Here is a 24,715-nt window from a genome sequence, read left to right as displayed (position 1 = left end):
GCGGGAACCTTCCGCCGCGCATCGATGCGGCGGAGGGTTTCAGCGAGCACCGCGCCGTTTGTCATGCGTTCGACGCCAGCAGCCTGATCCCCGCCACGCCGAACACGACCGCAAGACACGCTTCCATCGCGCGACGGCCGCGCACGTACAGCCGGCGTGCGCCGTCCATCGAGAACACGAGCGCATAACCGCCGAACACCAGGCACCCGATCACGACACAGCCCGGCACGACGGCGCCGTGCGACGCGCCCGTGCCGTTCGACGACAGCGCGACGATCGACACCCACACGAGAATGGCTTTCGGATTGGTCAGGTGCAGCGTCGCGCCGCGCGCGTAGAAGCGCGACAGCCGCTGCTCGCGCGCCGCGTTCAACGACGCCGCCACCGTGCCCGACAGCGCCGTGCGCCCCGACTTGAATGCGAGCCACAGCAGGTACAGCCCGCCGAAGATCTTGATCGCGACCAGCAGCTTCGACCATGCGAGCAGCGTGGCCGACACGCCGAGCGCCGCCACCGTCGCCCAGAACATCGACCCCGAAATGACGCCGAGCGCAAACGCGAGCGCCGCCTTGCGGCCCTGGTTCGCGGCGACCGACATGATCGCGAGATTGCTCGGCCCCGGGCTGGCCGTACCGATGAAATAGGCCGTGTAGGCCAGCAGCAGGTTGGCCGAGAAGAAGACGTGGACGCTCATGTCGAATCTCGCAGGGGTAATGCGGAGATTGTTGGCAAACGCGCGCCGTCTGCCCATGGACAATTGCGCGGCCAATCGCTGGGCCAGTTCGACGGCCACGCCAATCGAATCGCCGTTCGTGAAACCGTCTCGGATATGAAACACCCGGCGCATTCACCACCCGTTTCCCCATGCAACGGAGCTCGTCCCGTTTCAACGTTTGCCGCCAGCGAACGCACGGCAGACACGGGCGGAACGCGTGGATCGGCACGTTTCGGCCGTTCGCCGGCAGAAACGCACCGCGCGTTCCGCCCGCGTTACGTTACATCCGTGAAGCATTTCGCGTCGCCGAGCCCCTTCGTGCGCCTGACGTCCACCACGCCCCGCCTGTAGACACTCTCCTCGACCGCCTGCGCAACCCACTACCGACGGGACTCGCCGGCCGGCGCCGGATCGCCGCTCGACGTTGCTCGACAATCGGATCGCGGCGCTGGTACGGAACCTGCATTCCGTTCCGGTAAAAGCCGCGCCGACGACCCGCGCGGACACAAATTCAACCTCGGGCGCATCCACGAATACGCCCGAACGATCCGCGCAAGCAACGAGGCCCCTCATGGATGCGCTGCCCAATTCGTCCGACACGGCGTTCCAGCTCTTTCTCGCGAAGGTGCTCGAACAGCCGCTGCCCGACTGGACCGAAAAACAGCAGATGGAACTCGAGATGGCACGCACGCTGTCGACCGAAATGGTCCACATCGCCGAAGAGATGCGCGGCCGCGCGCCCGATCTCCCGCGCTGCCTCGTGCTGCTCCGTTACGCGAAAGTGCTCGACTTCATGCTGACGTCGCTCGCCGCGCGCCGCGACATTCATCCGCAGACGCTGCGCACGCTGTTCCGGCTCGCGAACCTGAAGGTCGACGATTCGTATCCGGCGTGACGCGGCCCGGCGAGGCGGCTTGACGAACCGGCTGCCGTAGAAAGCCAGCTCCCGATACGAGCGAATGCGCGCATCGATCGCCGCTGCGATCACGAAGCCGAGCGACGCATGACGCGGTAACGCCGCGCACACGTGCGCTCGCGCGCCGGCTTATCCCGATCATCAGCGCTGCGGCCGGCCCCTCCCCGCAAACGGATGTACAATCGCGCGCCATGAACGCACTTCGCCGCTTCCTGCTCCGGCAAGGTGTCGCGCGACAGCTTCTGTGGGGGTTCCTCCTCGTGACGCTGCTGTCCCGCGCGCTGATGTCGGGTGCCGTGATGCTCGATCCGGACGGTCCGGATGCGGGCTCGGTGGTGCTGTGTTCGGGCCGTGGCCCGCTGATCGTCGACGTGGCCGCACTGGCCGCCCGCTTCGACGCCAGCGCGCCGATCACGCCGGCCAACGACGCGCTGGCGCTCGTCGATGCGCTCAAACACGACGCGCATGCCGACAAGACGGCGCCCTCAGGAAACGGCGACAGCCTCTGCGCATTCGGCGCCGCGCTATTTACGGCCCTCGCGTCGTTCGTGCTGCTGGTGCTGCTGTTTCCCGCCGCGGTTCCGCGGCGTTTCCGGATTCCTCCCGATTTCCTTCCTGTCGTGCGGTCGATATTCGACGATCGCCCGCCCTCCCGCGCCCCTCCTCTGTTCTGCTGAACGTTCCGCCCAACGGCTCGTGCACGTCGATGTGCATGGGCCTTCATGCCGTTCGTTTCACCACACCTGATTCAAGCGTTCACCCGACTGCCCGCGTCGCGCGGGCGACGCCGCCTTGCGCATGGCCTGCGCATCGGGCCGCGCTGCCCATTACGTCGACGCTCGCATGCCGGTGTGTGACGCGTTGACGGCGGCCGGCCCGCGCCGGCCTCGCCGATCGACGATCACGAGGAGCTGACACCATGTCGACCACCACCGTCGAGCAGGCGATCTCGCCCGCCCATTCCGCAAGCGCCGGTTACCGGACGCTCTGGCGCTGGCATTTCTATGCCGGCCTGTTCGTGATGCCGTTCCTGGTGATCCTCGCGATCACGGGAACGCTTTATTGCCTCCAGCCGCAGATCGAGCCGCTGCTGTATCCGCACCGGCTGCTCGTCGAGCCGCGCGCCACGCCGAGGCTCGACCCGGACGCGCTGCTCGCCCGCGCACGTACCGCGATGCCGGCCGGTGCGACGCCGGTTTCCGTCCAGGTCTCCACCGCGCCGGACCGCAGCGCCGAATATGTATTCCGGCTGCGCGACGGCAGCCGCGAGAGCGTCTACGTGAACCCGTACGACGGCAGCGTACTCGGCACGCTGAGCGTCGAGCGACGCTTCATGCAGGTCGACCGGATGCTGCATCGCAAGCTGCTGCTCGGCAAGACGGGCGAATTGCTGATGGAGCTCGCCGCGTGCTGGACGTTCGTGATGATCGGCACCGGCATCGCGCTGTGGTGGCCGCGTGGCGCAGCGCGCGTCGGGCGCGCGCTGCGGCCCGACCTGTCGCTGCGCGGCCGGCCGCTGTGGAAAAGCATTCACGCAACGGCGGGCATCTGGCTCGCGGCCGGCACCGTGGCGTTCATCCTGACGGGGCTGCCGTGGTCGGGCTCGTGGGGCAAGAACTTCAAGGCGCTCGCCGCGACCGTGAACCTCGGCGCGCCGGAGGGCGCATGGGGCGGCGCGGCGGTGCGCTCGACGCGCCCGGGCGCAGCGGCGGAACCTGCACATGCGCAGGCCGCCGCGCCGTCCGGCCATCACCACGAATCGGGCGAGTCGATGCCGGGAATGGTGATGGACGACCTGCCGCTGCCGCAAACGCCGTGGGCGGTCGGCAACGTGCCCATTCCGCATTCGCCGTCGGCACCGACGCCGGCGCCGCTGCCGCTGGCACGCGCGATCGCGATCGTCGCGGGGCTCGGCGTGACGAGTGGCTACACGCTCGCGCTGCCGTCGGGCGCGGACGGCGTGTTCACCGCGTCGTACTTCCCGGCCGACCCGAAGGCGGAGCGGACGATCTACATCGACCAGTACAGCGGCGCGGTGCTGAAGGACATCCGCTATGACGACTACGGCGCTGTGTCGAAAGCCGTGTCGTACGGCACGTCGCTGCATATGGGTCGCTACTTCGGGCTCGCGAACCAGATCATCTGTGCGGTGCTGTCGCTCGGGCTCGCCGCGATGGCCGTCACGGGTGCGGTGATGTGGTGGAAGCGCCGCCCTGTCGGCAAGCTGGGCGCGCCGTCGCGCGAACGCGGCACGCCGCCGATGCGCGGCTGGATTGCAGGGCTCGTGCTGCTCGGGATCGTATTCCCGCTGATGGGGATGACGATCGTCGCGGTCTGGTTGATCGATCGTTTGCTGTTCGGCCGTGCGGCGCGCGCGACAGCATGACCGCGAAGCGATTCCACTGATTCAAAGGATTCCGAAGCATGAAGTTCAGATTGATGCTGCCCGCTGCGTTGCTCGCGGCCTTCGCGCCCGCCGGGCAGGCCCAGGAAAGCGCCGTCACGCGCGCGGGCTCGCCGCGCGCACCGCCATCCACTTCCGATAGCGCCGCGTCTGGCATTGCGCGGCCAGTTGCTGCCCGACCAGCGCGCGCAGCGGCGACACCTGCGGGTTCGTGCGGCGCCCTTCGCTGAGCCGCGTGAGCTGGAACTTGACGACGGCCATGTTGGCCAGCGCGCCCAGCGCCTTGCTCTTCCACCGGATCGGCTGCAGCACCGGCGCGCTGTCCTTGCCGGCCCGCCAGTCGCGCGGCAGGTTCGGATCGATCGACAGCGCGGTCGCGATACCGACCATCGCCACGCCGCTTTCGACCACCTGTTCTGCGACCGCACGGCGCCGGATGCCGCCCGTAACCATCAGCGGCATCCGAGCGACGGCCGTGATGTCGCGCGCGAATTCGAGGAAATACGCTTCGCGGGCAAGCGTGCGCCCGTCGCGCGCCTCGCCCTGCATCGCCGGCACTTCGTAGCTGCCGCCCGACAGTTCGACGAGATCGACGTCGAGCGGGTTCAGCAACTCGACCACGCGCTTCGCGTCGTCCGCGCTGAAACCGCCGCGCTGGAAGTCGGCCGAGTTCAGCTTGACCGCGACGACGAACGCGGGCGACACCGTCGCGCGCACGGCCCGCACGATGTCGAGCAGCAGGCGCGCGCGATTTTCGATGCTGCCGCCCCACTGGTCCTGCCGGCGGTTCGTCAGCGGCGACAGGAACTGGCTCAGCAGATAGCCGTGCGCCGCATGAATCTGCACGCCGGTGAAACCGCTTTGCTCCGCGAGCTGCGCCGCGCGCACGAAACGCTGCTGCACATCGGCGATATCGGCTTGCGTCATTTCCTTCGGCACCGGGAACTGCTTCGACAGCGCGCCGAGCGCGAGCGGCACGGCCGACGGCGCGAGCGTCGTCTGGCCGAGCGCCGCCTGCATCTGGCGCCCCGGGTGATTGATCTGCATCCACACGTGCGCGCCGCCCGAGCGCGCGATCTGCGCCCAGCGGCGGAAACGGTCGAGATGCGCGTCGCTCTCGAGCACGACACCGTTCGGCCCGGTCATCGCGCGGCCGTCCACCATCACGTTGCCGGTCAGGATCAGCCCGGCCTGGCCGTCGGCCCAGGCCTGGTACAGGCGCAGCAACGCGTCGGACGGCGCGTGATCCGCATCGGCCATGTTCTCTTCCATCGCGGCCTTGGCCAGCCGGTTCGGGATCACCGCACCGTTGGGCAGTGTCAGGGGCGTAAACAGGTTCATGGAGCGCATCCTCGATTGACGATGCCCAACGATAACTTTAAAGTCAACTTTAAGGTCAAGCCCCTTTGGAGCACCGCATGAAAATCGGCGAACTGGCGCGTGCCAGCGGCCTCGCGGCGTCGCGCATCCGCTTCTACGAAGCGAGCGGCCTGCTCGAACCGGCCCGCCGGCAGGCGAACGGCTATCGGGAATACGGGCCGGAAGCGTTGACGCGGCTCGCGATCATCGACCGTGCGCAGCGCGCGGGTTTCGCGCTCGACGAAATCCGCGCGGTGCTGCCGCCCGATCTCGGCGCGTGGCCGCGCGACGAACTGCTGGTCGCGCTGCGGCACAAGGTCGACGAGATCGCGCTGCTCGAACAGCGTCTCGCGCAGAACCGGCGCCATCTGGAGACGCTGATCGACGAGATCGAGAACAAGCCGGCGGGCGAGAATTGCGCGGGCGCCGCGCAACGCATGCTCGACCGGCTGTGCGAGCAGGCCGGCGAACCGCTGGCGCCGGCGCCCGTCGCACGGCCGACGCGCAAGCGTGCGTGACTGAGTGCACTGCGTCACCTGACGATCCATCAACCCGCACTGCGACGACACGATCCGACGCATGCGCGCCGGCTTCCGCACTGCGTTCTCCTGACCTTATTTGCATGACGATCCCCCACTTCAGAGGAATCCTCATCGCCGCGCTGCTGACGTTCGGCATCGGCATGCATACGCCACGCAGTGCGGCGACACGCCTGCGTCGCTCACTTGCCCGGATACGTCCGATCTTCCCGCTGACATCGTCGCGCAGCTTCCTGCCGGCTACGAAGCGCTGGATGCCGCGTCCGGGCGCCTGACCGACAGCCCGCGCACCGGCTATCTCGTCGTCGCGCATCGGCCCGGCGATTCGATGCGCGAGCCGGCGCCACGTCCGCTGCTGATCTTCCTGCAGGGCACCGACGGGCACTATCGGCTGGCGGCACGCAACGACACCGTCATCATGAAAGCCGATGAAGGCGGCATGGGCGATCCGTATCTCGATGGCGTCGCCGAGAACGCGCTCACGATCGAGCCGCGCGCGTTCACGGTCGAACAGGGCGTATTCGCGGGCCGGGACCACTGGCGCGACCGCGTGACCTTTCGCTACGACGCCGCGCATCGCACGTGGGTGTTTCATCGCGAAGTGTTCCGCAACTGGCGCTTCAACGACGACCCGGATGGCGATGCGCTGAAGGCCGACCCGGTTCGCGTCACGCGCGCCAATGCTTCTAACGCCGTCGCGTTCGAAGCGTGGCGGCCGGGTTACTGGTGCGAATCGAGCGCGTGGCGCGAGAGCGATCCGGTTTGCCGCAAGCAGCATTGACGGCGGCACGGCTGACGACGACGGAGGCGGGTACTGTCGAGATTCACGTAACGCTGAACTCGGCGTAGCGCACACTGGCGACCGAAAGTGATTGGGCGCAGGCGTAGCAACCGAAGCCATCGAGCACGGGGCTGGGCGGGGCCTGCCATAGGGAGCGACGCGGACGTCGGGTCATCCGACTCGGTTCGGCCAGGAAGCGGCATTCGCTAGCACTGTCGTCCAGACATTCAGGCGTCGGTTCTACTCAGGAACCGGCCATTCGACCGCTACGCGGCGAACGGGTGGATCTGTGGTCCTCGCTTGAGGGGCGTTTCTGTCAAAAAAGGCTGCGAGGGAGCACCACGCGCTAGCGCGATTCATCGGCGACCGACTCTGCTGAGCGGTTCGCGCCTGCCACGCTCCCCTGCCGATAACCCATCATTTCGAACCAGCTTCCCGGGGTCACTATTGGCGTCGTTGAGAAGTGAGGTTGTCGTCTCAGTTCATTACGCATCGACGGGGGCAACACTGGATCGCTCTAGCCTAACTAAGGATTCGGGCGCTATGAGCCGTGTTCCTTAACGGAGCTCGGCTGAGAATTCTCACAATCAGTCGACAAGTGCAACATACAGTGGGCTCCCGAGCAACACGCCTTTGCCTTCCCGATTGGGCCATTCGTCGGCAGATCGTGCCTGTCCCGGCGCGAACAGCAGCTTTTTAGCGAGGAACTCGACTTCTTGTTCTGGACCGTCGAACAATTGCGCTGCGAGATATGTAGCGTCGAGCGCAGACAGCTTCATTTGTTCCTTCGACATCCCTTGAAGTTCAAGGTCTTCACCTCGAGCTAACTTAAGTTCGTCGCACAGGACCGCATGCAGATACGGCGTCGCGGAATAGCTATGGATTTCGGATGTACTCTTGGCGCCAGTAACGTACTGGCCAGAACCGCCCAGCCCGAAGATCGTGTTGGAGGTTGCGTCGCAAAAGTATACGAGCCGGTCGTCAGATCCGTACGGTCCCCAGCGCACCGTGGTTCGGCCGCGAAAGTATGCTGCTGGTGAATCAATTTCGCCCACGTCGAAGTGCTTATCGATATATCGACACACAACGTCCAGTTTCGAGAATCTCGTATCCGGATACTCGCTTTGTTTAAGCGAAACAGACGGCAGCTTCAGATCTACTTTGAGTTCTCTCGACACTCCGTCAAGAAACGCTCGTGGAATCTGTGCATACAGCATATCTACTTTGGTGTCGGAAATGTACAGAAAGTATTTCGGCGACATATCGACTACCTCGATTCGAGGAAATCTGTAGACAGCACGAACGTCTCAGAGTAGCGCGATTTTCAACATGACCTCATGAAATCTCTTTCTTCCGGCCCACGCTTCGAAGCTGGCGTTCCAGAGTCGGAATTTCAACTGTCAGCGAACGTGTGAAGCTGTCTGCCAGCTCCGCCGGTAACGTGGCGTACGCCGCTCGCATCGCCTTCGCGGATTCGCGAATCTGGTTGTACTCGTTTGGCCGTACATAGGACGGTAATTCATTGATCTGTGTCAGAAAGTTAATGGGATCGCTTGGACCGGGTTTGCCGGTCGGCTTGTACTGAACCGCGTAGCGCTTCACCATCGCGGTTAGACAATTGGACCGCTGCTTGATGTAGGCATCTTCCAGCAGGACTTCCGCACCGACAAAGTCGACGATGAGTTGCGGAGTGGCGATAACATTGGTGGTGAGGTTGCCGGTGATCGAGCCGTCTGTCACCGAGCATGCGACCAGGATATCGAAATTACCATCAACGCCGGCAGCGGAGATGTCGATGCCGTTAGGCTTCACCTCGAAGTGAACCTTGAACGACTTTGTCGTCGATATCGGGGTACGTCCGCTGAATCCGTCTACGTTGACGTTGAGTGGGAGGTCGCCTACTCCTGATACGGCCGTACCGTTAATCGTCCATGTCATATCAGGCGATCGGTAGCGTTGTGTCTGCACTCGTACCTGGGCGGTCTCTGCTATCGAATATAGGCGCCATTGATAGTCTCGATCCTCGATGCAACACTCAGGCAACTCTGGGGAGCAAGCCGCACTATCTGAAGCGTCTGGCCGGAATGTCCCTTCGTCGATGACGCGCCGCGATGATTCGCTGATCTTCGCAGTGAGTCTCGCCTCGTAATCATTGTCGATCGGAATGACCATCGCTCCATGTCGGTTGGACCAGTAAGACTGGACCATCACACCATTAACAAAGGCTGATTGCCACGTGGAGCCTCCATCGGAAAAGCAGGTGTCGGCTATTTCAGTGTTAGAGCCAATCACGGGATTCCATCGCCAGGCGTCGCTCTCTGGGTCGGTCAGGATCTCGACCAGTTCGTGTCCTAGGGTTCTCATCGTCGCCTCAGGATCCGATGGCTCCGGACGAACCCATCCTGCCCAATAACGGTCAGTGTCAAAGGGGAAATCCCAGTCATAGTCGCTCTTGTGAGCACCGAGTACATTTGAGTCTATTACAGTGAAACCATCGGGCATCAAAACGATGAATACGATGCGGGGACCATCGTCAGGATCGGGGAACACACCGTCGTCAAGCAAGTCGTCGACGAGGTCAAGAACGCTCTGGGTTGTGTCGGTCGACTTCAATCGTGTCGGCGGCTCGGGCTTGGTAACGATAGTCGATCCACGCCAAACCGGTGCATGCACTACTCCATACTGCACGAGCTCTGTGAAATACGGACTAGCTAGCAGGCTTTGAGCGCGTTCCTCAATGAGAGTTTTTCTTTGCGCACCAACCTGGCTAGTCCACCATGCGCCCCAAAAGATCAACTGCAGCGGGCTTCCGCCGGCGGCGCCCGCAATCGGACCGTTTGAATACTGGAGAGTGGCGCCACCGACTGTATTGTCACTGAAAATCAACAAAGGCACGTTCGGTTTTGACCAGACACCTTGTCTGGTGTGCTCGTCCCGCTGGTAGGTCACCACCGGAAGCGTTAGAAGGTCGCCGAGATTCAAGCGAGACACTACGGTGCGTTCGACAGTCATGACTTGCTCCGTTTCTCAAAGAAATGCGGGACGACACGAGTCGGAAGCGCTGATAGGAGACGTCTGTTTTAGACGCGCCGCTAATCATTGTTTGATTGTTTTGATGCGCGAATGGGTGCGACGAACAGCGAACAACGAGTGAAACAATCGGCGAAAAGTGACGCAGTTCTTGTTGTTCGCCGGATGGGGCGTGTTTGCTCAAATCTAGCTGATTGCCGCTAGTTTGCAAGGCAAATGTAACGGCAATGGGACGGCCGTCGGCTGATAAGAGTCGCCTCCGATAGCGTATGACCGTTCCACTCTGATACCTGCCGTAGGAGCCGCGACGCCTCGACCGTCGGCAACGGGTCGACAGCGGCCTGCCGTGCTATTTCTGACGTTGGCAGCGCGTGGGTTCTCGCCACGGAAAGTTCAGACTAAAGTGAACCGCACCATTGATCGTTCAAAGCTGAATGAACTACGAGTTCAGCGTTCCGTGAACAAGCTTCCGGAAACTCGTTGCTCGACAGCCTTCACCGGTTCAGAGTGGGCTGGACATCGACACGTACGCGTGAATGCCGTCGCGCCATGCGAGCGGTGTACAGGTCGGCACGCTTGCGCGCCGCTGCGCGGATTCGCTTACGTCGCAGGTAATCGACGCGCGCCGCACGCGCCGCGATCATGGCTCCATCGACCGACGAACCGCGTCACGCCAAGGAGCCCGCCATGACCGCCTACGCCATCGCCCACCTGCACGACGTCGACATGTGCGACGACATCGTCGAATACCTCGAACGCATCGACGGCACGCTCGCGCCGTTCGACGGCCGGTTCGTCATTCACGGCGCACGGCCGGAGGTACGCGAAGGCGTGTGGCGCGGCGACCTGATCGCGATCGCGTTTCCCGATCTCGGTACGGCGCGCGCGTGGTACGAATCGGATGCGTACCGGCAGATCCAGCCGCTGCGCGCACGGCACGCGAGCGGACCGCTGATCCTGATCGACGGCGTCGATGAACGACACAGGGCGACCGACATCCTGCGCTGAATCACGACGCCGGCGACGCTTACGAAGCCTTCCGCTCCATCGGCTCGCCGACGACGAAGCCGCCGCCCTGGAACCGCTGCGCCGGATCGTCGTAGTCGGCGGTTGGCGCCGCGACCGGGAACAGCCCCGCGAACTGCTCGGAGCTGTCGCGCGGGCGAAAGCCGAGGAAACCGGCCTTCGTGTTGTCCCACCATTTCACCGGGTTGTCCGACGCGCCGTAAACGATCGCGTGCCCGACGCGGTTCGTCAGCAGCGAGCAGCGCACGAGCTCGATGAAGTCGCGATAGCTGAGGAACGTCACGAGCATGCGCGGGTTCTTCGGTACTTCGAACGACGAGCCGATGCGCAGGCACACGGTCTCGATCCCGAAGCGGTCGAAGTAGTAGCGCGACAGCGATTCGCCGAAGCATTTCGTCACGCCGTACAGGCTGTCGGGGCGCAGCGGCGAATCGGCGTCGAGCACTTCCGTGACCGGATGGAAACCGATCGCATGGTTCGAGCTCGCGAACACGACGCGCTTCACGCCGTGCTTGCGCGCGGCTTCGTACAGGTTGTACGTGCCGGTGATGTTCGCGCCGACGAGATCGTCGAACGGCGCGTCGACCGAAATGCCGCCGAGATGGACGATCGCGTCCACGCCGTCGACGAGCTGCATCACCGCCGGCCGGTCGGCCAGGTCGACGACACGGGTTTCTTCATGCGCGGCCGCGTCGCCGAGCGCCGCGATGTCGCTGACGCGCACGACGTCGGCCCATTGCGCGAGTGCGCCGCGCAACTGGCGGCCGAGGTTGCCGGCCGCGCCCGTCAGCAACAGGCGCCCGAACGGTTTGCGCGCGCCGGTGGATGAGGCGTTCATCGAATCTCCTTCTCCTTGAATCTGACCTGGACTCCGATCCGGTTTTTACCTCGAATCGGAAAACGTTTTCCAACTATACGCGGGACCGCGACCGAACGTCAATGGTCGAACCCGTCAGCAGCCATCCGCACTTTCCCGATATCGACGCGTGGCCGCGTGCCGGCTTTTTCTGCCACAATCCGGCGTTATCGAACGAAAACGTTACCCTGCCGATGAAAAAAGTTTCCCCGACGATCCGCGACGTGGCCGCGGAAGCCGGCGTGTCGGTCGCGACGGTATCGAAATACGTGAACGGCACGCAGCGCTTCTCGCCGGCGGTCGAAGCGCGGCTCAAGGAGGCGATCGAGCGGCTCGGCTACCGTTCGAACCCGCTCGCGCGTTCGATGATCACCGGGCGCACGCGCACGATCGGCCTCGTGATCCTCGACATCAGCAACCCGCACTTCACGAACGTGGTCAAGGGCGCGAACCGGATCGCGCTGCAGCACGACTACACGCTGCTGCTCGTCGATACCGAAGAGAACCAGGCGCGCGAACGCTCGCTGATCGAGGCGCTCGCGCAGCGCGTCGACGGGCTGATCGTCAGCACGCGGATGCCCGACGACGAAGCCGGCTGGATGCTCGATCTGAACAAGCCGCTCGTGCTGCTGCGCCGCAGCCCCGGCCTGCCGATTCCGAGCGTCGGCATCGACAACCGGCTGTCGACCTACATGCTCGCACGCCACCTGCTCAATCTCGGGCACACGCGCATCGCGTATCTCGGCTTCGGCACCGCACGCGTGAACGACGAACGGATCCAGGGTGCGCGCGACTGCCTCGCCGAAGCGGGGCTCACGCTCGACGTGCACGACGCGCACGCGCCGACGGCCGAAGCCGGCGAACGCGCGTGCTCGCGCGTGATGCTCGGGCCGCAGCGCCCGCAGGCCGTGATCTGCTACAACGACCTGATCGCGCTCGGCTTCATGAAGGAAGCCGCGTCGCTCGGCTTCCGGCTGCCGCAGGACGTATCGGTCGCGGGCATCGACAACGTGCCGTACGGCGAATACGCGGCGCCCGCGCTGACCACCGTCGACATCCAGAGCGAGAACATGGGCGAACTCGCGATGCAGAAGCTGATCGACGCGCTCGCGGGCCGTACCGATGCGAGTTATTCGACGTTCGAGCCGCGGCTGATCATGCGCGCGTCGACGGCCGCGGCCGGTTGAGTCACCTGCCCCGCGCACAAAGAAAACGCGCCGCACTAAGCGGCGCGTTCGTTTTCCGAACTACGATCAAGCGTCGAGTTTCGCGGGCTTCATCTTCGGCGTGAGCACATGCATGACCGCCAGCGCGAGCAGGTATGCGAGCGCGCCGATCGCGAACAGCACCCAGTAGTGGCCCGTGCGCTGCAGCACCTGGCCGATCACTTCCGAGAACAGCACGCCGCCGATCGAACCGGCCATCCCGCCGATGCCGACCACCGACGCGACCGCGCGGCGCGGGAACAGGTCGGAGGCCGTCGTGAACAGGTTCGCCGACCAGCCCTGGTGCGCGGCGGCGGCGAGACCGACGATCAGTACTGCGATCCACAGGCTTTGCACCTGCGACACGAACGCGATCGGCAGCACGCAGCACGCGCAGATCAGCATCGCCGACTTGCGCGCGCGGTTCACGCTCCAGCCCGCGCGCAGCAGCATCGACGACAGCCAGCCGCCGCCGATGCTGCCGACCGTCGTCAGCGCGTAGATGCAGACGAGCGGCAGGCCGATGTGCTGCATGTCCATCCCGCGCGACTCGTTGAGCCACTTCGGCAGCCAGAACAGGTAGAACCACCACACCGGATCGGTCAGGAACTTGCCGACCAGGAACGCCCACGTCTCGCGTTTGCGGATCAGTTCGCCCCAGCGCGGCGCTCCGGCGTCCGCGTTCGCTGCATCCATCGCTTCGGCTTCGTCGCGCGGCTCGTCGTATTCCGCAGCGAGCGCGCGCGTGTCGGCCTGGCGATAGAGCACGAGCCACACCGCGAGCCACACGATGCCGATCGCGCCGATGATCACGAACGCCGCGCGCCAGCCGTAGGCCACCGCGATCGCCGGGATGATCGCCGGCGCGAACACCGCGCCGATGTTCGCGCCCGAATTGAAGATGCCGGTGGCGAGCGCGCGTTCGCGGCGCGGGAACCACTCGGCCGTCGTCTTGATCGCGGCCGGGAAGTTGCCGCCCTCGCCGATCCCGAGCAGCGCACGCACGAATGCGAAGCCCATGACCGAGCCGACCGCCGCGTGCAGCATCGCGGCGATGCTCCATACCAGCATCGCCACCGCATACGACACGCGCGTGCCGAGCCAGTCGACGATGCGCCCGAAGCCGAGCAACCCGAGCGCATAGAACGCGGAAAACGCCATCACGATGCGGCCGTACTGCACCTGGCTCCAGCCGATGTCGTGCTGGAGCATCGGCGCGAGCAGGCCGAGGATCTGCCGATCCATGTAGTTGATGACGGTCGCGAAAAACAGCAGCGCACAGACGGTCCAGCGGTAGCGGCTGGCGACGGCGCGCACCGTGCCGACGACGGCAGATTGCATGAATGTCTCCGATGCGCGGCCGCGCCCGTCGCGCCGCACGATATTCGTTGACCGGCGACCGGCGCCGGGGCGGACGGCCATGACGCGCTGTCGCGCACGGCCGATCGCCAATCCTTCTGGAAAACGTTTTTCAAAGGATAGGGCGTCGGCCGGCACGCTGTCAGTCGGGGATTTCGATGAGTCATCTCAAATTGGTCGCGGCAAAAGAGACGACTGTTTCGAAGAGTGGTATTAACCGTTTTTCCCGGATTTTCCAACGCGCGAATCGGGGCACGGACGCCGAGACACATGTCCGATTCCAGCCAGAATCGATGACGGGGATGGTTTACAGTCGTTTCATGCGCCTCGATCCCGACACCTGCTACGACGCCCTGCTTTCGCGGAACCGCCGCTTCGACGGCTGGTTCTTCGTCGGCGTCGCGACGACGGGCGTGTATTGCCGCCCCGTCTGCCCGGTGAAGCCGCCGAAAGCGCAGAACTGCAGCTATTACCCGACCGCCGCGGCCGCCGAGAAAGCCGGCTTCCGGCCGTGCATGCGCTGCCGCCCCGAGCTCGCGCCCGGTCACGGCTTGCTCGACCTCTCAGGCAATCTCGCCGATGCGGCCGCCACGCTGATCGAGGACGGTTTCCTGAACACGCATTCCGTCGACGCGCTCGCGCAGCGCGTCGGCGTGACCGAACGTCATCTGCGCCGGATCTTCGCCGCGCAGTTCGGCGTATCGCCGGTCGAGTTCGCGCAGACGCACCGGCTGCTGATGGCCAAGCGGCTGCTGACCGACACCGCGCTGCCGGTGGCCGTCGTCGCATCGACGGCCGGGTTCGGCAGCGTGCGGCGCTTCAACGACCTGTTCCGGCAACGCTACGGCCTCAATCCGCTGCGGCTTCGCAAAGGGACCGGCGCGTCCGCCGATGGCGACATGACGTTCCCGCTGCCGTACCGGCCGCCGTTCGCGTGGGCCGACCTGATGCGCTTTCTCGCGCAGCGGCAGATCGACGGTGTCGAGCGGATCGACGCGCAAGACTATGCGCGTGTCGTCGAATTGCCGAATCGAAACGATGGTGGCCGCCTGACCGGATGGTTATCCGTCGCGCACGTGCCGCAGCGCTTCGCGCTGGCCGTCACCGTATCGCCCGCGCTGACGCCGGTCGTGCCGGCCGTGCTCGCGCGCGTGCGGCGGCTGTTCGATCTCGACAGCCGCCCCGACGTGATCGACGCGCATCTCGGCGCACTTGCGAGCGGCTCGCCCGGCTTGCGCGTGCCCGGCGCGTTCGACGGCCTCGAAATCGCCCTTCGCGCGATCGCGGGCGAACGGCTCGCGGCAGCGCATGCGGGTGCGGTGCTCGCGCGCATCGCCGAACGCTTCGGCACAAAGCTGGAAGGCGCGCCGCCGGGGCTGACGCATGCACTGCCTTCCTCGGCGACGCTGGCCGCCCTGCCACCGGCGGCGCTCGAAGCGCTCGGCCTTGCGCGCGAAACGTCGCAGGCGATCGTGTCGCTCACACGCGCGGTCGCAGACGGCATGCTCGCACTCGAGCCGATGGCGCCGCTCGACGCGACGCTCGCCGCGCTGCGCGAGATGGCCTGCTTCGACGAACGCGCGGTGCAGTACGTCGCGATGCGTGCGATGGCCTGGCCGAATGCGTTCCCGGCCGACGATGCGTCGCTTCCCGCACGCATCGAACGCGGCGAACATATCGAACACATCGAACGCCCGCGCATGTCATCATCCGCGCCACATGCCGCGCGCTGGGCGCCGTGGCGCGCGTATGCCGCACTGCATGTGTGGCGCCTACATGGAGATGTATCGCGATGACTCCCGCTCATCTGATTCCGAGCCCGCTCGGCGACATCGCCGTGCGCATCGAGGACGATGCGCTGACGGGCCTGTTCTTCGTCGGCCAGAAATACTTTCCGTCGCTTTCGATCGCGCAGGAAGCAAACGCGCTCGTCACTTCGCCGATCGCGCGCAAGGTCGCGGAAGAAATCGCCGAATACTTCACCGGCATGCGCGAAACGTTCTCGGTGCCGATCCACCTGCGCGGCACGACGTTTCAACGGCGTGTATGGAAGGAACTGCTCGCGATTCCGTTCGGCGAGCTCGTGTCGTATGGCGACATCACCGAACGCGTCGGGTTGCCGATGAGCGCCGCGCGCGCCGTGGGCGGTGCGGTCGGCCGCAACCCGGTGTCGATCATGGTGCCGTGCCATCGCGTGGTCGGCGCGTCGGGCAGCCTGACCGGTTATGCGGGCGGCATCGACCGCAAGCGCGCGCTGCTGTCGCTAGAAGGTGCCGGGTTCGAGCGTGGCGCACATCATCCGGTGCAGACAGCGCTCGCGTTCTGAGTGACGGCGCGCGGCACGCGTAGCCGTATCACGCGTTCAATACCGGCCGGCGCGCTTCACGCTTCGCATACGCACCGGGCGTCATGCGGAATTTCGCCTGGAACAGCGCGATGAACGACGAAGTCGAGTCGTAGCCCAGTTGCGCGGCCACCGCGCCGATCGGCTCGCCGGCATCGAGCAGCGGCAGCGACGCGAGCAGCCGCACGGCCTGCCGCCATTCGGTGAACGACAGCCCCGTGTCCTGCCGGAACAGCCGTGACAGCGTGCGCCGCGTCGCGCCGACCTGATGGCCCCATTCGTCGAGACTGCGCGTATCGCCCGGATGCGCATGCAACGCGCGCGCGATTTTCAGCAGGCGCGGATCGCGCGGCAGCGGCACCGTCAGCGGCGCAGGTCGCATCCGTGCGATCCGGTCGGCGATCAGGCATACGAGCGCGCCGTCCGGCCCCGCTTCGTCGTAGTTCACCGGCAATTCGGCCGTGGCAATCACCAGCTCGCGCAGCAGCGGCGTCATGCAGAGGATCGTGCAATCGTCGTTCGCATCGCTGCGTGCGATCGCTTCGTCGAGATACAGGCTGTGGAACGCGACGCACTCGCGCGTCGTCACCGCATGCGGCACGTGCGGCGGAATCCACATCGCGTAGTGCGGCGGCAGCAGCTGCCGGCCCGACGGCGTCGACACCTCGAGCACGCCGCTCGTCGCATACATCAGCTGAGCCCACGGATGACTGTGCGCGTCGACACTCACGTTGCCGGGAATCCCGAACGCACGCACGTACAGCGGCCTCGGCAGGCGCGCCATCGGCGGCGCCGCGTAAGGGTCACCCGATTGTCCCGCCAGCAACATAAGACGTCCTCCGAAGGTCATTGCACGAACGAGCGCGATGCTACCGTCACGGCTCTTCTTTCACACGGCTTCCGAACATGAGCGCTCATACCCGCACCACCCGCAAGACCGTCACCGCGATCCGTTCGACCAAAGGCATCGGCAGCCTCGTGTCGCTGACCGCGTATTCCGCGCCGATGGCGAAGCTCGTCGACGACGTGGCCGACGTGATCATCGTCGGCGACTCCGTCGGCATGGTGCTGTACGGGATGCCCGATACGCTGCGCGTCACGCTCGACATGATGATTGCACACGGCGCGGCCGTCGTGCGCGGCGCCGCACAGGCGTGCGTCGTCGTCGACCTGCCGTTCTCGACGTACCAGGAATCGCCCGCGCAGGCCTATCGCTCCGCCGCGCGGCTGCTCGCCGAAACCGGCGCGCAGGCCGTGAAGCTCGAAGGCGGCAGCGAGATGGCCGACACCATCCGCTTCCTGACCGAGCGCGGCATTCCGGTGATGGCGCACGTCGGCCTGATGCCGCAGCAGGCCAACGCGACGGGCGGCTTCCGCGCGCAGGGCATGGACCCGCGTTCGGCCGCGCAGGTGTTCGACGCCGCGTGTGCGGCCGAGCGGGCCGGCGCGTTCAGCGTCGTCATCGAAGGCACCGCCGAAGCGCTCGCGCGCCACCTGACCGAAACGCTGACGATCCCGACGATCGGCATCGGCGCATCGCCCGCGTGCGACGGACAAGTGCTCGTGACCGAGGACATGATCGGCGCGTTCGATGCATACACGCCGCGCTTCGTGAAGCGTTACGCCGATGCGAATGCGGTGATGCGCGACGCGATCCGTCAGTATGCGCACGACGTGCGGCAGCGCGTGTTTCCCGAGCCGGCGCATTGCTTCGGGTACGGCAAGCCGCTGCAATTGGCGGACGCGGCCACTGCGTGATGCGACGCGATCACGCGCGTTTGCGCATCGCATGCGCGACTCGCGCGTTCGCCTCGAATTTCGCGCGATGCGTCGAGAAAAACGTCCGCACGTTGCGGACGTTCGATGCGCCGGTGAACAACCGCCGCGCGAACTCATCGTATTCGGCGACGTCGGCCAGATCCGCCACCACGACGAAATCGGGCCCCGGCGACACGCGGTAGCACTGCGTGACGGCCGGCTCCGCGCACACGTACGCCTCGAACGCGTCGTAGTCTTCGGCCGTCTGCCGGTCGAGACTGATCTCGATCAGCGCCGTGACGGCCGTGCCGATCGCGACCGGATCGAGCACCGCAACCTGCCGGCGGATCACGCCGGCTTCCGTCAGCCGGCGCACGCGACGCATGCAGGTCGGCGGCGACGACAGCGCGCGCTCGGCCAGTTGCAGGTTCGACACCGACGCGTCGTCCTGCAGGATCGCGAGGATGCGCAGGTCGAGATCGTCGAGGGTGATGCCGGCCATCGGCGGCTCCTTCCGGTCAGGATGTGAAATTTAATTTCAACATGATAGACGATCCACGTCTCGTTTCATTTATATCGATATTTTGAAATTTAATTCCATTCTACCGCCTCTACCATCGCTCTCACTGATCCAGACAGGACATTTACGGAGCGCGATATGTGTGGAATTGTCGGGGCGGTCGCCCAGCGGGACATCCTGCCGAACCTTGTCGACGGCCTGAAGCGGCTCGAATACCGCGGCTACGACTCGTGCGGCGTCGTGGTCTACCGAGACCGTGCGCTGGCGCGTGCCCGCAGCGTCGATCGCGTGGCCAACCTGCAGCGTGAGATCGCCGCGCATGCGCTGTCGGGTTACACCGGCATCGCGCATACGCGCTGGGCCACACATGGCGCACCCGTCACGCTCAACGCGCATCCGCACTTCTCGCCGAGCGACGCCAACGCGCGCATCGCGCTGTCGCACAACGGGATCATCGAGAACTGCGACCAGTTGCGCGCGGAATTGCAGGCGCACGGCTACGTGTTCGCGAGCCAGACCGACAGCGAGGCGATCGCGCACCTGATCGACCATCTGTACGACGGCGACCTGTTCGACGCGGTGCGGCGCGCGGTCGCGCGACTGCGCGGCAGCTACGCGATCGCGGTGATGTGCCGCGACGAGCCGCACCGGATCGTCGGCGCGCGCGACGGGATGCCGCTCGTGGTCGGCGTCGGCGAAGGCGAGAATTTCCTGGCGTCCGATGCGATCGCGCTGTCGGGCATCACCGACCGCATCGCGTATCTGGAGAACGGCGACGTCGCCGATATCCAGCTGCATCGCTACTGGATCGTCGATGCGGCCGGCCAGCGCGTCGAGCGCGCGGTGCAGCGGGTCGCCGCGCATAGCGGCGCGGCCGATCTCGGGTCGTACCGCTATTACATGCAGAAGGAGATTTTCGAGCAGCCGCAGGCGGTGGCCGATACGCTGCTCGACGTCGCGTCGATCATGCCCGAGCTGTTTGGTGACGGTGCGTGGCGCGTGTTCAACGAAGTCGATTCGGTGCTGCTGCTCGCGTGCGGCGGCAGCTATCACGCGGCGCTGACCGCGAAGTACTGGATCGAGAGTATTGCGAAGCTGCCGGCGAGCGTTGAAATTGCGAGCGAGTTTCGTTATCGCGACAGCGTGCCGAATCCGCGCACGCTGGTTGTCGCGGTGTCGCAGAGCGGCGAGACGGCCGATGTGCTCGGTGCGGTGCATGTCGCGAAGCAGCGCGGGATGACGCATACGCTCGCGATCTGCAACGTCGCGACGAGTGCGTTGATGCGTGAATGTGCGCTGCAGTTCGTGACGCGTGCGGGGATCGAGATCGGGGTGGCTTCGACGAAGGCATTTACGACGCAGCTGGTTGCGTTGTTCCTGCTCACGTTGTCGCTTGCTCAGGTGCGCGGGCGGTTGAGTGATGAAGAAGAGAAGGAGCATCTGCGTGCGCTGCGGCACCTGCCCGACGCGATGTCGAAGGTGCTCGCGCTGGAGCCGCAGATCATGGCGTGGTCGGAACTGCTCGCGCGACGCGACAACATGCTGTTTCTCGGGCGCGGGATGCATTACCCGATCGCGCTCGAGGGTGCGTTGAAGATGAAGGAGATTTCTTATATTCACGCGGAGGCTTATCCGGCGGGTGAGTTGAAGCATGGGCCGCTTGCGCTCGTTAGTAACGAGATGCCGGTGATCGCGGTTGCGCCGAATGACATGCTGCTCGAGAAGCTCAGGTCGAACATGCATGAGGTCAGTGCGCGGAACGGGCGGCTTTTTGTCTTTGCGGATGTGGATTGCGGGCTGGTGCCGAGTGAGGGGATCGAGGTGATTCGGCTCAATGAGTACTACGGGCCGCTTTCGCCGATTCTGCATACCGTGCCGATGCAATTGCTGGCGTATCACGCTGCGCTGGCAAGGGGGACGGATATTGATAAGCCTAGGAATTTGGCTAAATCGGTGACTGTGGAGTGATGACATCCACGAGCCGCCAGGGCGTTCCGCTCGCGACGCTCCCGGGCGAGTTCCTCTCGGTCCGGGAGGTAATTCGCGGGCTTGATGGAGATTCCGTGGTATTGCAAATCGAGGCTGCATGGCATCACGTAAGTAACGATAGCGCCACTCATTACCTAGATTCGTATCATCGAATTACGACTCGCGTCAGCCAGAATTTCCGCTCGAGGAAAGGACCAATGTCAAGCTTCGGAGCTCATATCACAACGGGCGAGCTCGAAAGATCATCGAGCCGCGGACCATGAAGCGGAAAGTGTTTTTGCAACAGCTCGGTAACTTGCTCGATACCTCGCAGAACACCGGACCGATAATCGCCTTGCCGGAAATGAGCCTCCATGGCCTGGCAAATCGCCTCCCATTCGCGGCCATCCACCTTGGCGTGTATGCCTCGGTCCGCAACAATTTCGACGTCACGGTCCGCAAGAAGCAGATAGATAAGAATGCCGTTGTTGTGCTCCGTGTCCCAAACCCGGAGGTCCGAGAAAACCTCGATGGCACGGTCCCTCGCAGATGTGCCCTTCAGCAAGGCGCGGATGTGCAGCGCACCCTCTACAGCAAACCTGACTTGACCCACGTGCGCGCGATGACTGGTACGTACAGCCTCTTCGATAGCGATAAGCTCCCGCCGTGAGAATGCGCTGTTGACCCGCCAATGGGTCGTGAAAAGATGCCGGAAGAGGCGTTTCAGGTCCATGCTCACCACCGTCCCGATGCGCCACCGCCGCCGAAGCCTCCGCCGCCTCCGCGAAAGATGTCGCGATTTGAATCGCGGCCGGAACTACCGCCGCTGCCGCCAATGAAGCGCCCGCCAGCTGCTCCCATCCCGCCCCCCAGCAACGTGAAGAGCAGCGCCATCAGTCCTGCCGCGATGGCGACAAAAAGCGCCCCCGACAAAACCCATGCGAGTACCCCAACGACTCCGCCTGTAACGGCCGCCCCCGGCAGTCTCCCAAGCATGGCGCGCAGAAGGCCGCCGGCCATGACCGTCAGGAGGAAGAGGACGGGAAGTAACCGTCCGGCGCCATCGCCTGCCCCGCGTTGTCGCCGCGGCGGAGGCAACTGTTCGCCGCTAGCGACTCGCATCATGCCGTCGAGGCCGGCAGTGATGCCGCCGTAGAAATCCCCGTTTCGGAACCGCGGAACTATCGCCTCGTTGATGATGCGATTGCTCGTCGCGTCGGTGAGCACGCCTTCGAGGCCGTATCCGACCTCAATTCGAAGCGTTCGGTCGTTTTTGGCGACAATCAGGAGCGCGCCGTCGTCGACATTCTTGCGCCCAAGCTTCCATTGCTCGACGACTCGCATCGAATACTGTTCGATGGTTTCGGGCTCCGTGGTCGGAACAACGAGAACTGAAATCTGCGCGCCTCTTTTCGCCTCAAACTCTCTCAACGCCTTCTCAAGGCTGGCCATCTGGTCGCTCGTCAGGGTTCCAGTCTCATCGGTTACTCTCGATGTCAGCGGCGGGACAACGACGTCCGCGTGGACGCAGGCTCCCCCCAGGACAAAGAAGGCTAAGACGACGGCCATCGCCAGTCGGAACATGTTCAATTGGGGGCCTTGCCTGCAGATGCCGGCGTCGAGCCGAAGTCGACCCGCGGCGGTTTGGAAATCTCGGCTTCGTTGCTCACCGAGAAGTTGGGGCGCTCCAGATAGCCAAATGCCTTTGCAGTCAAATTATTCGGGAACGAACGTATCGTCGTGTTGTACGCCTGGACGGAGCGAATGTATCGATTGCGGGCTACGGCAATGCGATTTTCCGTACCCTCGAGCTGCGCCTGCAGGTCGCGGAAGTTCGCATCCGACTTCAATTGCGGATAGTTCTCCGATACCACGAGCAGACGTGACAGAGACGACGTGAGCTGTCCCTGCGCCGCTTCAAATTTTGCGAACGCCTGCGGGTCGCCAATGAGTTCGGGCGTGGCGCGAATCGAGCCGACTTGCGCCCGGGCCTCCGTCACACTTACGAGCACTTCCTTTTCCTGGTTCGCATACCCCTTCACCGTGTTGACGAGATTGGGAACAAGGTCGGCTCGCCGTTGATACTGATTTAGAACTTCCGACCAGCTGGCCTTTACCTGCTCATCTTCGGTCTGGATGGCGTTATAGCCGCACCCAGGGAGAGGAAGCAGGCTCACCGCCAGTGCTGCCGTCAGAAGTGCTCGGGCCAGACGGCGCCGCGCGGAGATTGCTGCAGAATTTGCCGACATGGATGCGCCTCTGTTCGATATTCCGCGGCATTCTGCCGCTCACGGGTGCACTGCCTATCGTAAGGAGCTGGGCGGTCGCAGCGTTGATGCACATCAATGCTGCATTGTCGAGCACGTCCGGACCGATACACCCGCCCGATCGCATGTTCGCTCCGCGGCCGCGCTACGTATGAAGAATTCGGTTCGTGATTCGTTGAGCCACGTCAAGCCATCGAAGGAGCGTCAGCATAGAGTGATTTTTGGGGTTCAACCGGCTCGCGAGAACTATGTTCGTGGAGAACAAGATGGCATTCCCGCAAAAACCCGCAATCGCAATTGCAACGCTCGGCATGGTCAGTGCCGTTGCAATCGCTGGTACGCCGGCGGCCGCCGACAAGTGATTCAGGATGGAGACAGGCATGGATGACAACTCACATGGCGCTCGGCCGTTCTGGAAATCACGGTCAGCCATTGCACTCGTCGCGTTCGCTGCAATAGCACTATTCCTCCTGCTTTCCGAACACCGCGCCCACTTCCTTGGGGTGTTGCCATATCTGCTGTTGCTCTCGTGCCCGCTGATGCATCTGTTTATGCACCATGGGCACGGGCACCACGGGACGAAAACGATCGACGGGCGTCCTGATTCGGGAGACGGTCATGACCAGCATCGGTGACGGTTACGGGCTATGGAGCCTCGTAGCTATCAATTCCCTTGTCTTCATCATCTTCGCGTTCAGCTTCTTCAAGCCGGCGACAAAGCGGGACTGGCGAACGTTCGGTGGATTCTCCGCCTTCATCGTCGCGCTATTCGCGGAAATGTATGGGTTTCCACTCACCATCTATTTGCTATCGGGCTGGTTGCAGACGCGCTTTCCGCAAACAAATTTTCTATCGCACGATGCAGGACACCTCTGGTGGACTTTGACTGGCAGGCACGGCGACCCGCATGGCGGACTTCCGCATCTTCTCAGCTTCTTCTTGATATTGGGCGGCTTCTACTTGCTGTCCACGGCGTGGCACGTACTGTATGAAGCTCAGCGTGGCAAGGAGTTGGCGACCACCGGGCCCTACGCGAAAATCCGACACCCTCAGTACGTCGGGTTCGTCGTCATCATGCTGGGTTTCCTGCTCCAATGGCCCACGCTCGTTACTTTGGCAATGTTCCCTATTCTAGTTTTCATGTACGTTCGACTAGCGATACAAGAGGAGCGCGATTCGGACGCGCAGTTCGGCGAGGCGTGGCGTGAATACGCGGCACACACGCCGCGCTTTGTACCCAACTTGGTTGGAAAACGCCCGGCCCAAGTACATTGAATTCAGGCGGCTCACCCATAGCTGGCACTGCTGCTGAACTCCATCGTAATCTTCCGGGATGAGGAGGCTGCCATGAGGCCCTTCAAGACTGGTGTGACGCTTTCAGTCACGGTTGTGCTCTTCTATGTCCTATGCACGCTTGTATGGATGGCACTTCCTGAACCGTTCATGAACTTCATGAACGCTCTTTTTCACGGACTCGATTTCCGCCGCCTTCAGACGGGCGAGCCACTGTCCTGGTGGTTTGTTATCTACCCGGCCTTTGTGTTTGCGGTCTGGTTCTTTGCAGCCGGCGCCTTCTTCGCATGGTTACACAACCGCCTCTGAGGGCCGAACTGACGCATTCCCGTATGCCTATACGTCTCTCCCGGACCGCATGTTGCCGGTGTCGGT

General features: G+C 64.1%; 26 protein-coding genes. 15 read left to right on the top strand and 11 right to left on the bottom strand.

All coding sequences use genetic code 11. The features are described 5' to 3' along the window. Window positions 1-61 precede the first annotated feature (61 nt). The gene (locus tag MRS60_RS28615) at window positions 62-694 is read right to left on the bottom strand and encodes a LysE family translocator (protein ID WP_243566063.1); all 633 of its coding nucleotides are present in this window, start codon (window positions 692-694) and stop codon (window positions 62-64) included. A gap of 592 nt (window positions 695-1,286) precedes the next feature. On the opposite strand from MRS60_RS28615, the gene MRS60_RS28610 reads away from it, so the two are divergent. From MRS60_RS28610 to MRS60_RS28600, 3 genes are all read left to right on the top strand, one after another. Then, the gene (locus tag MRS60_RS28610) at window positions 1,287-1,610 is read left to right on the top strand and encodes a hypothetical protein (RefSeq protein ID WP_034181973.1); all 324 of its coding nucleotides are present in this window, start codon (window positions 1,287-1,289) and stop codon (window positions 1,608-1,610) included. A 212-nt stretch (window positions 1,611-1,822) separates the two neighbouring features. Then, on the top strand, window positions 1,823-2,308 hold the full coding sequence (locus MRS60_RS28605) for a hypothetical protein (RefSeq protein WP_105389780.1): 486 nt from the start codon (window positions 1,823-1,825) through the stop codon (window positions 2,306-2,308). 242 nt (window positions 2,309-2,550) lie between these two features. Continuing rightward, on the top strand, window positions 2,551-4,017 hold the full coding sequence (locus MRS60_RS28600; RefSeq protein ID WP_243566062.1) for a PepSY-associated TM helix domain-containing protein: 1,467 nt from the start codon (window positions 2,551-2,553) through the stop codon (window positions 4,015-4,017). Window positions 4,018-4,131: 114 nt separating this feature from the next. On the opposite strand, the gene MRS60_RS28595 is transcribed toward MRS60_RS28600, so the two are convergent. After that, window positions 4,132-5,376: an NADH:flavin oxidoreductase/NADH oxidase family protein gene (locus MRS60_RS28595; protein WP_243566061.1), complete on the bottom strand. Its 1,245-nt coding sequence runs from the start codon at window positions 5,374-5,376 to the stop codon at window positions 4,132-4,134. A 77-nt stretch (window positions 5,377-5,453) separates the two neighbouring features. Between MRS60_RS28595 and MRS60_RS28590 the strand changes: the two genes are divergently transcribed. From MRS60_RS28590 to MRS60_RS28580, 3 genes are all read left to right on the top strand, one after another. Beyond that, window positions 5,454-5,912 (top strand): MerR family transcriptional regulator, encoded by a 459-nt coding sequence (locus tag MRS60_RS28590; protein ID WP_243566060.1) that lies wholly within the window; start codon window positions 5,454-5,456, stop codon window positions 5,910-5,912. A 104-nt stretch (window positions 5,913-6,016) separates the two neighbouring features. After that, window positions 6,017-6,208 (top strand): hypothetical protein, encoded by a 192-nt coding sequence (locus MRS60_RS28585; protein ID WP_243566059.1) that lies wholly within the window; start codon window positions 6,017-6,019, stop codon window positions 6,206-6,208. Between the two features lie 53 nt (window positions 6,209-6,261). Beyond that, entirely contained in the window at window positions 6,262-6,714 is a 453-nt protein-coding gene (locus MRS60_RS28580; protein WP_243566058.1) for a hypothetical protein, read from the top strand. 587 nt (window positions 6,715-7,301) lie between these two features. On the opposite strand, the gene MRS60_RS28575 is transcribed toward MRS60_RS28580, so the two are convergent. Together MRS60_RS28575 and MRS60_RS28570 are read right to left on the bottom strand one after the other, a co-directional pair. Beyond that, window positions 7,302-7,976 (bottom strand): DUF7019 family protein, encoded by a 675-nt coding sequence (locus tag MRS60_RS28575; RefSeq protein WP_243566057.1) that lies wholly within the window; start codon window positions 7,974-7,976, stop codon window positions 7,302-7,304. 73 nt (window positions 7,977-8,049) lie between these two features. After that, window positions 8,050-9,726 carry a hypothetical protein gene (locus tag MRS60_RS28570; protein ID WP_243566056.1) on the bottom strand — a complete coding sequence of 559 codons (1,677 nt, stop codon included), beginning with the start codon at window positions 9,724-9,726 and terminating at the stop codon, window positions 8,050-8,052. Between the two features lie 705 nt (window positions 9,727-10,431). On the opposite strand from MRS60_RS28570, the gene MRS60_RS28565 reads away from it, so the two are divergent. After that, the gene (locus MRS60_RS28565) at window positions 10,432-10,752 is read left to right on the top strand and encodes a DUF1330 domain-containing protein (RefSeq protein ID WP_243566055.1); all 321 of its coding nucleotides are present in this window, start codon (window positions 10,432-10,434) and stop codon (window positions 10,750-10,752) included. Window positions 10,753-10,771: 19 nt separating this feature from the next. Here MRS60_RS28565 and MRS60_RS28560 read toward each other — a convergent pair whose 3' ends face one another. Then, a complete protein-coding gene (locus tag MRS60_RS28560) occupies window positions 10,772-11,608 on the bottom strand; it encodes an NAD-dependent epimerase/dehydratase family protein (RefSeq protein WP_034181965.1) in 837 nt (278 codons plus the stop codon). A 101-nt stretch (window positions 11,609-11,709) separates the two neighbouring features. On the opposite strand from MRS60_RS28560, the gene MRS60_RS28555 reads away from it, so the two are divergent. After that, window positions 11,710-12,813 carry a LacI family DNA-binding transcriptional regulator gene (locus MRS60_RS28555; protein WP_105394013.1) on the top strand — a complete coding sequence of 368 codons (1,104 nt, stop codon included), beginning with the start codon at window positions 11,710-11,712 and terminating at the stop codon, window positions 12,811-12,813. Window positions 12,814-12,879: 66 nt separating this feature from the next. Here the strand turns inward: MRS60_RS28555 and MRS60_RS28550 are convergent, their stop codons facing one another. Continuing rightward, on the bottom strand, window positions 12,880-14,172 hold the full coding sequence (locus tag MRS60_RS28550) for an MFS transporter (protein WP_243566054.1): 1,293 nt from the start codon (window positions 14,170-14,172) through the stop codon (window positions 12,880-12,882). Between the two features lie 320 nt (window positions 14,173-14,492). Here MRS60_RS28550 and MRS60_RS28545 point away from each other — a divergent pair, with 320 nt between their 5' ends. Both MRS60_RS28545 and MRS60_RS28540 read left to right on the top strand, forming a co-directional pair. Next, window positions 14,493-15,986 (top strand): DNA-3-methyladenine glycosylase 2 family protein, encoded by a 1,494-nt coding sequence (locus MRS60_RS28545; RefSeq protein ID WP_243566053.1) that lies wholly within the window; start codon window positions 14,493-14,495, stop codon window positions 15,984-15,986. Continuing rightward, complete coding sequence (locus MRS60_RS28540) at window positions 15,983-16,516, top strand: methylated-DNA--[protein]-cysteine S-methyltransferase (RefSeq protein ID WP_072438421.1); 534 nt, start codon at window positions 15,983-15,985, stop codon at window positions 16,514-16,516. Before MRS60_RS28545 ends, MRS60_RS28540 begins: the two co-directional genes overlap by 4 nt. 28 nt (window positions 16,517-16,544) lie before the next feature. On the opposite strand, the gene MRS60_RS28535 is transcribed toward MRS60_RS28540, so the two are convergent. Then, entirely contained in the window at window positions 16,545-17,363 is an 819-nt protein-coding gene (locus MRS60_RS28535; RefSeq protein ID WP_034181961.1) for an AraC family transcriptional regulator, read from the bottom strand. Between the two features lie 77 nt (window positions 17,364-17,440). Between MRS60_RS28535 and panB the strand changes: the two genes are divergently transcribed. Next, window positions 17,441-18,292 carry a 3-methyl-2-oxobutanoate hydroxymethyltransferase gene (gene panB / locus MRS60_RS28530; RefSeq protein WP_105393339.1) on the top strand — a complete coding sequence of 284 codons (852 nt, stop codon included), beginning with the start codon at window positions 17,441-17,443 and terminating at the stop codon, window positions 18,290-18,292. 10 nt (window positions 18,293-18,302) lie between these two features. On the opposite strand, the gene MRS60_RS28525 is transcribed toward panB, so the two are convergent. After that, on the bottom strand, window positions 18,303-18,794 hold the full coding sequence (locus tag MRS60_RS28525) for an Lrp/AsnC family transcriptional regulator (protein WP_034181959.1): 492 nt from the start codon (window positions 18,792-18,794) through the stop codon (window positions 18,303-18,305). Between the two features lie 156 nt (window positions 18,795-18,950). On the opposite strand from MRS60_RS28525, the gene glmS reads away from it, so the two are divergent. Continuing rightward, a complete protein-coding gene (glmS, locus tag MRS60_RS28520; RefSeq protein ID WP_243566052.1) occupies window positions 18,951-20,780 on the top strand; it encodes a glutamine--fructose-6-phosphate transaminase (isomerizing) in 1,830 nt (609 codons plus the stop codon). 235 nt (window positions 20,781-21,015) lie between these two features. On the opposite strand, the gene MRS60_RS28515 is transcribed toward glmS, so the two are convergent. From MRS60_RS28515 to MRS60_RS28505, 3 genes are read right to left on the bottom strand one after another with little or no spacing between them, the layout of a single operon-like run. Then, window positions 21,016-21,513 (bottom strand): TPM domain-containing protein, encoded by a 498-nt coding sequence (locus MRS60_RS28515; protein ID WP_152865529.1) that lies wholly within the window; start codon window positions 21,511-21,513, stop codon window positions 21,016-21,018. Window positions 21,514-21,515: 2 nt separating this feature from the next. Continuing rightward, complete coding sequence (locus tag MRS60_RS28510) at window positions 21,516-22,349, bottom strand: TPM domain-containing protein (protein ID WP_243566837.1); 834 nt, start codon at window positions 22,347-22,349, stop codon at window positions 21,516-21,518. Window positions 22,350-22,366: 17 nt separating this feature from the next. Next, complete coding sequence (locus tag MRS60_RS28505) at window positions 22,367-23,029, bottom strand: LemA family protein (protein WP_034181955.1); 663 nt, start codon at window positions 23,027-23,029, stop codon at window positions 22,367-22,369. A gap of 398 nt (window positions 23,030-23,427) precedes the next feature. Here MRS60_RS28505 and MRS60_RS28500 point away from each other — a divergent pair, with 398 nt between their 5' ends. From MRS60_RS28500 to MRS60_RS28490, 3 genes are all read left to right on the top strand, one after another. Continuing rightward, window positions 23,428-23,682, top strand: coding sequence for a DUF2933 domain-containing protein (locus MRS60_RS28500; protein ID WP_081938508.1), 255 nt, complete (start codon window positions 23,428-23,430; stop codon window positions 23,680-23,682). Then, entirely contained in the window at window positions 23,666-24,322 is a 657-nt protein-coding gene (locus MRS60_RS28495) for a methyltransferase family protein (protein ID WP_034181954.1), read from the top strand. The genes MRS60_RS28500 and MRS60_RS28495 overlap by 17 nt, the downstream gene beginning before the upstream one ends. Window positions 24,323-24,394: 72 nt before the next feature. After that, the gene (locus MRS60_RS28490) at window positions 24,395-24,649 is read left to right on the top strand and encodes a DUF5676 family membrane protein (RefSeq protein WP_105393332.1); all 255 of its coding nucleotides are present in this window, start codon (window positions 24,395-24,397) and stop codon (window positions 24,647-24,649) included. Window positions 24,650-24,715: the final 66 nt, after the last annotated feature.

Origin of the sequence: Burkholderia pyrrocinia, from assembly GCF_022809715.1 — a bacterium.
In the GTDB taxonomy this organism is placed as follows: Bacteria; Pseudomonadota; Gammaproteobacteria; order Burkholderiales; family Burkholderiaceae; genus Burkholderia; species Burkholderia pyrrocinia_C.
The sequence above is the reverse complement of the archived record's forward strand: the minus strand, read 5'-3'. Positions and strand labels throughout refer to the sequence as shown.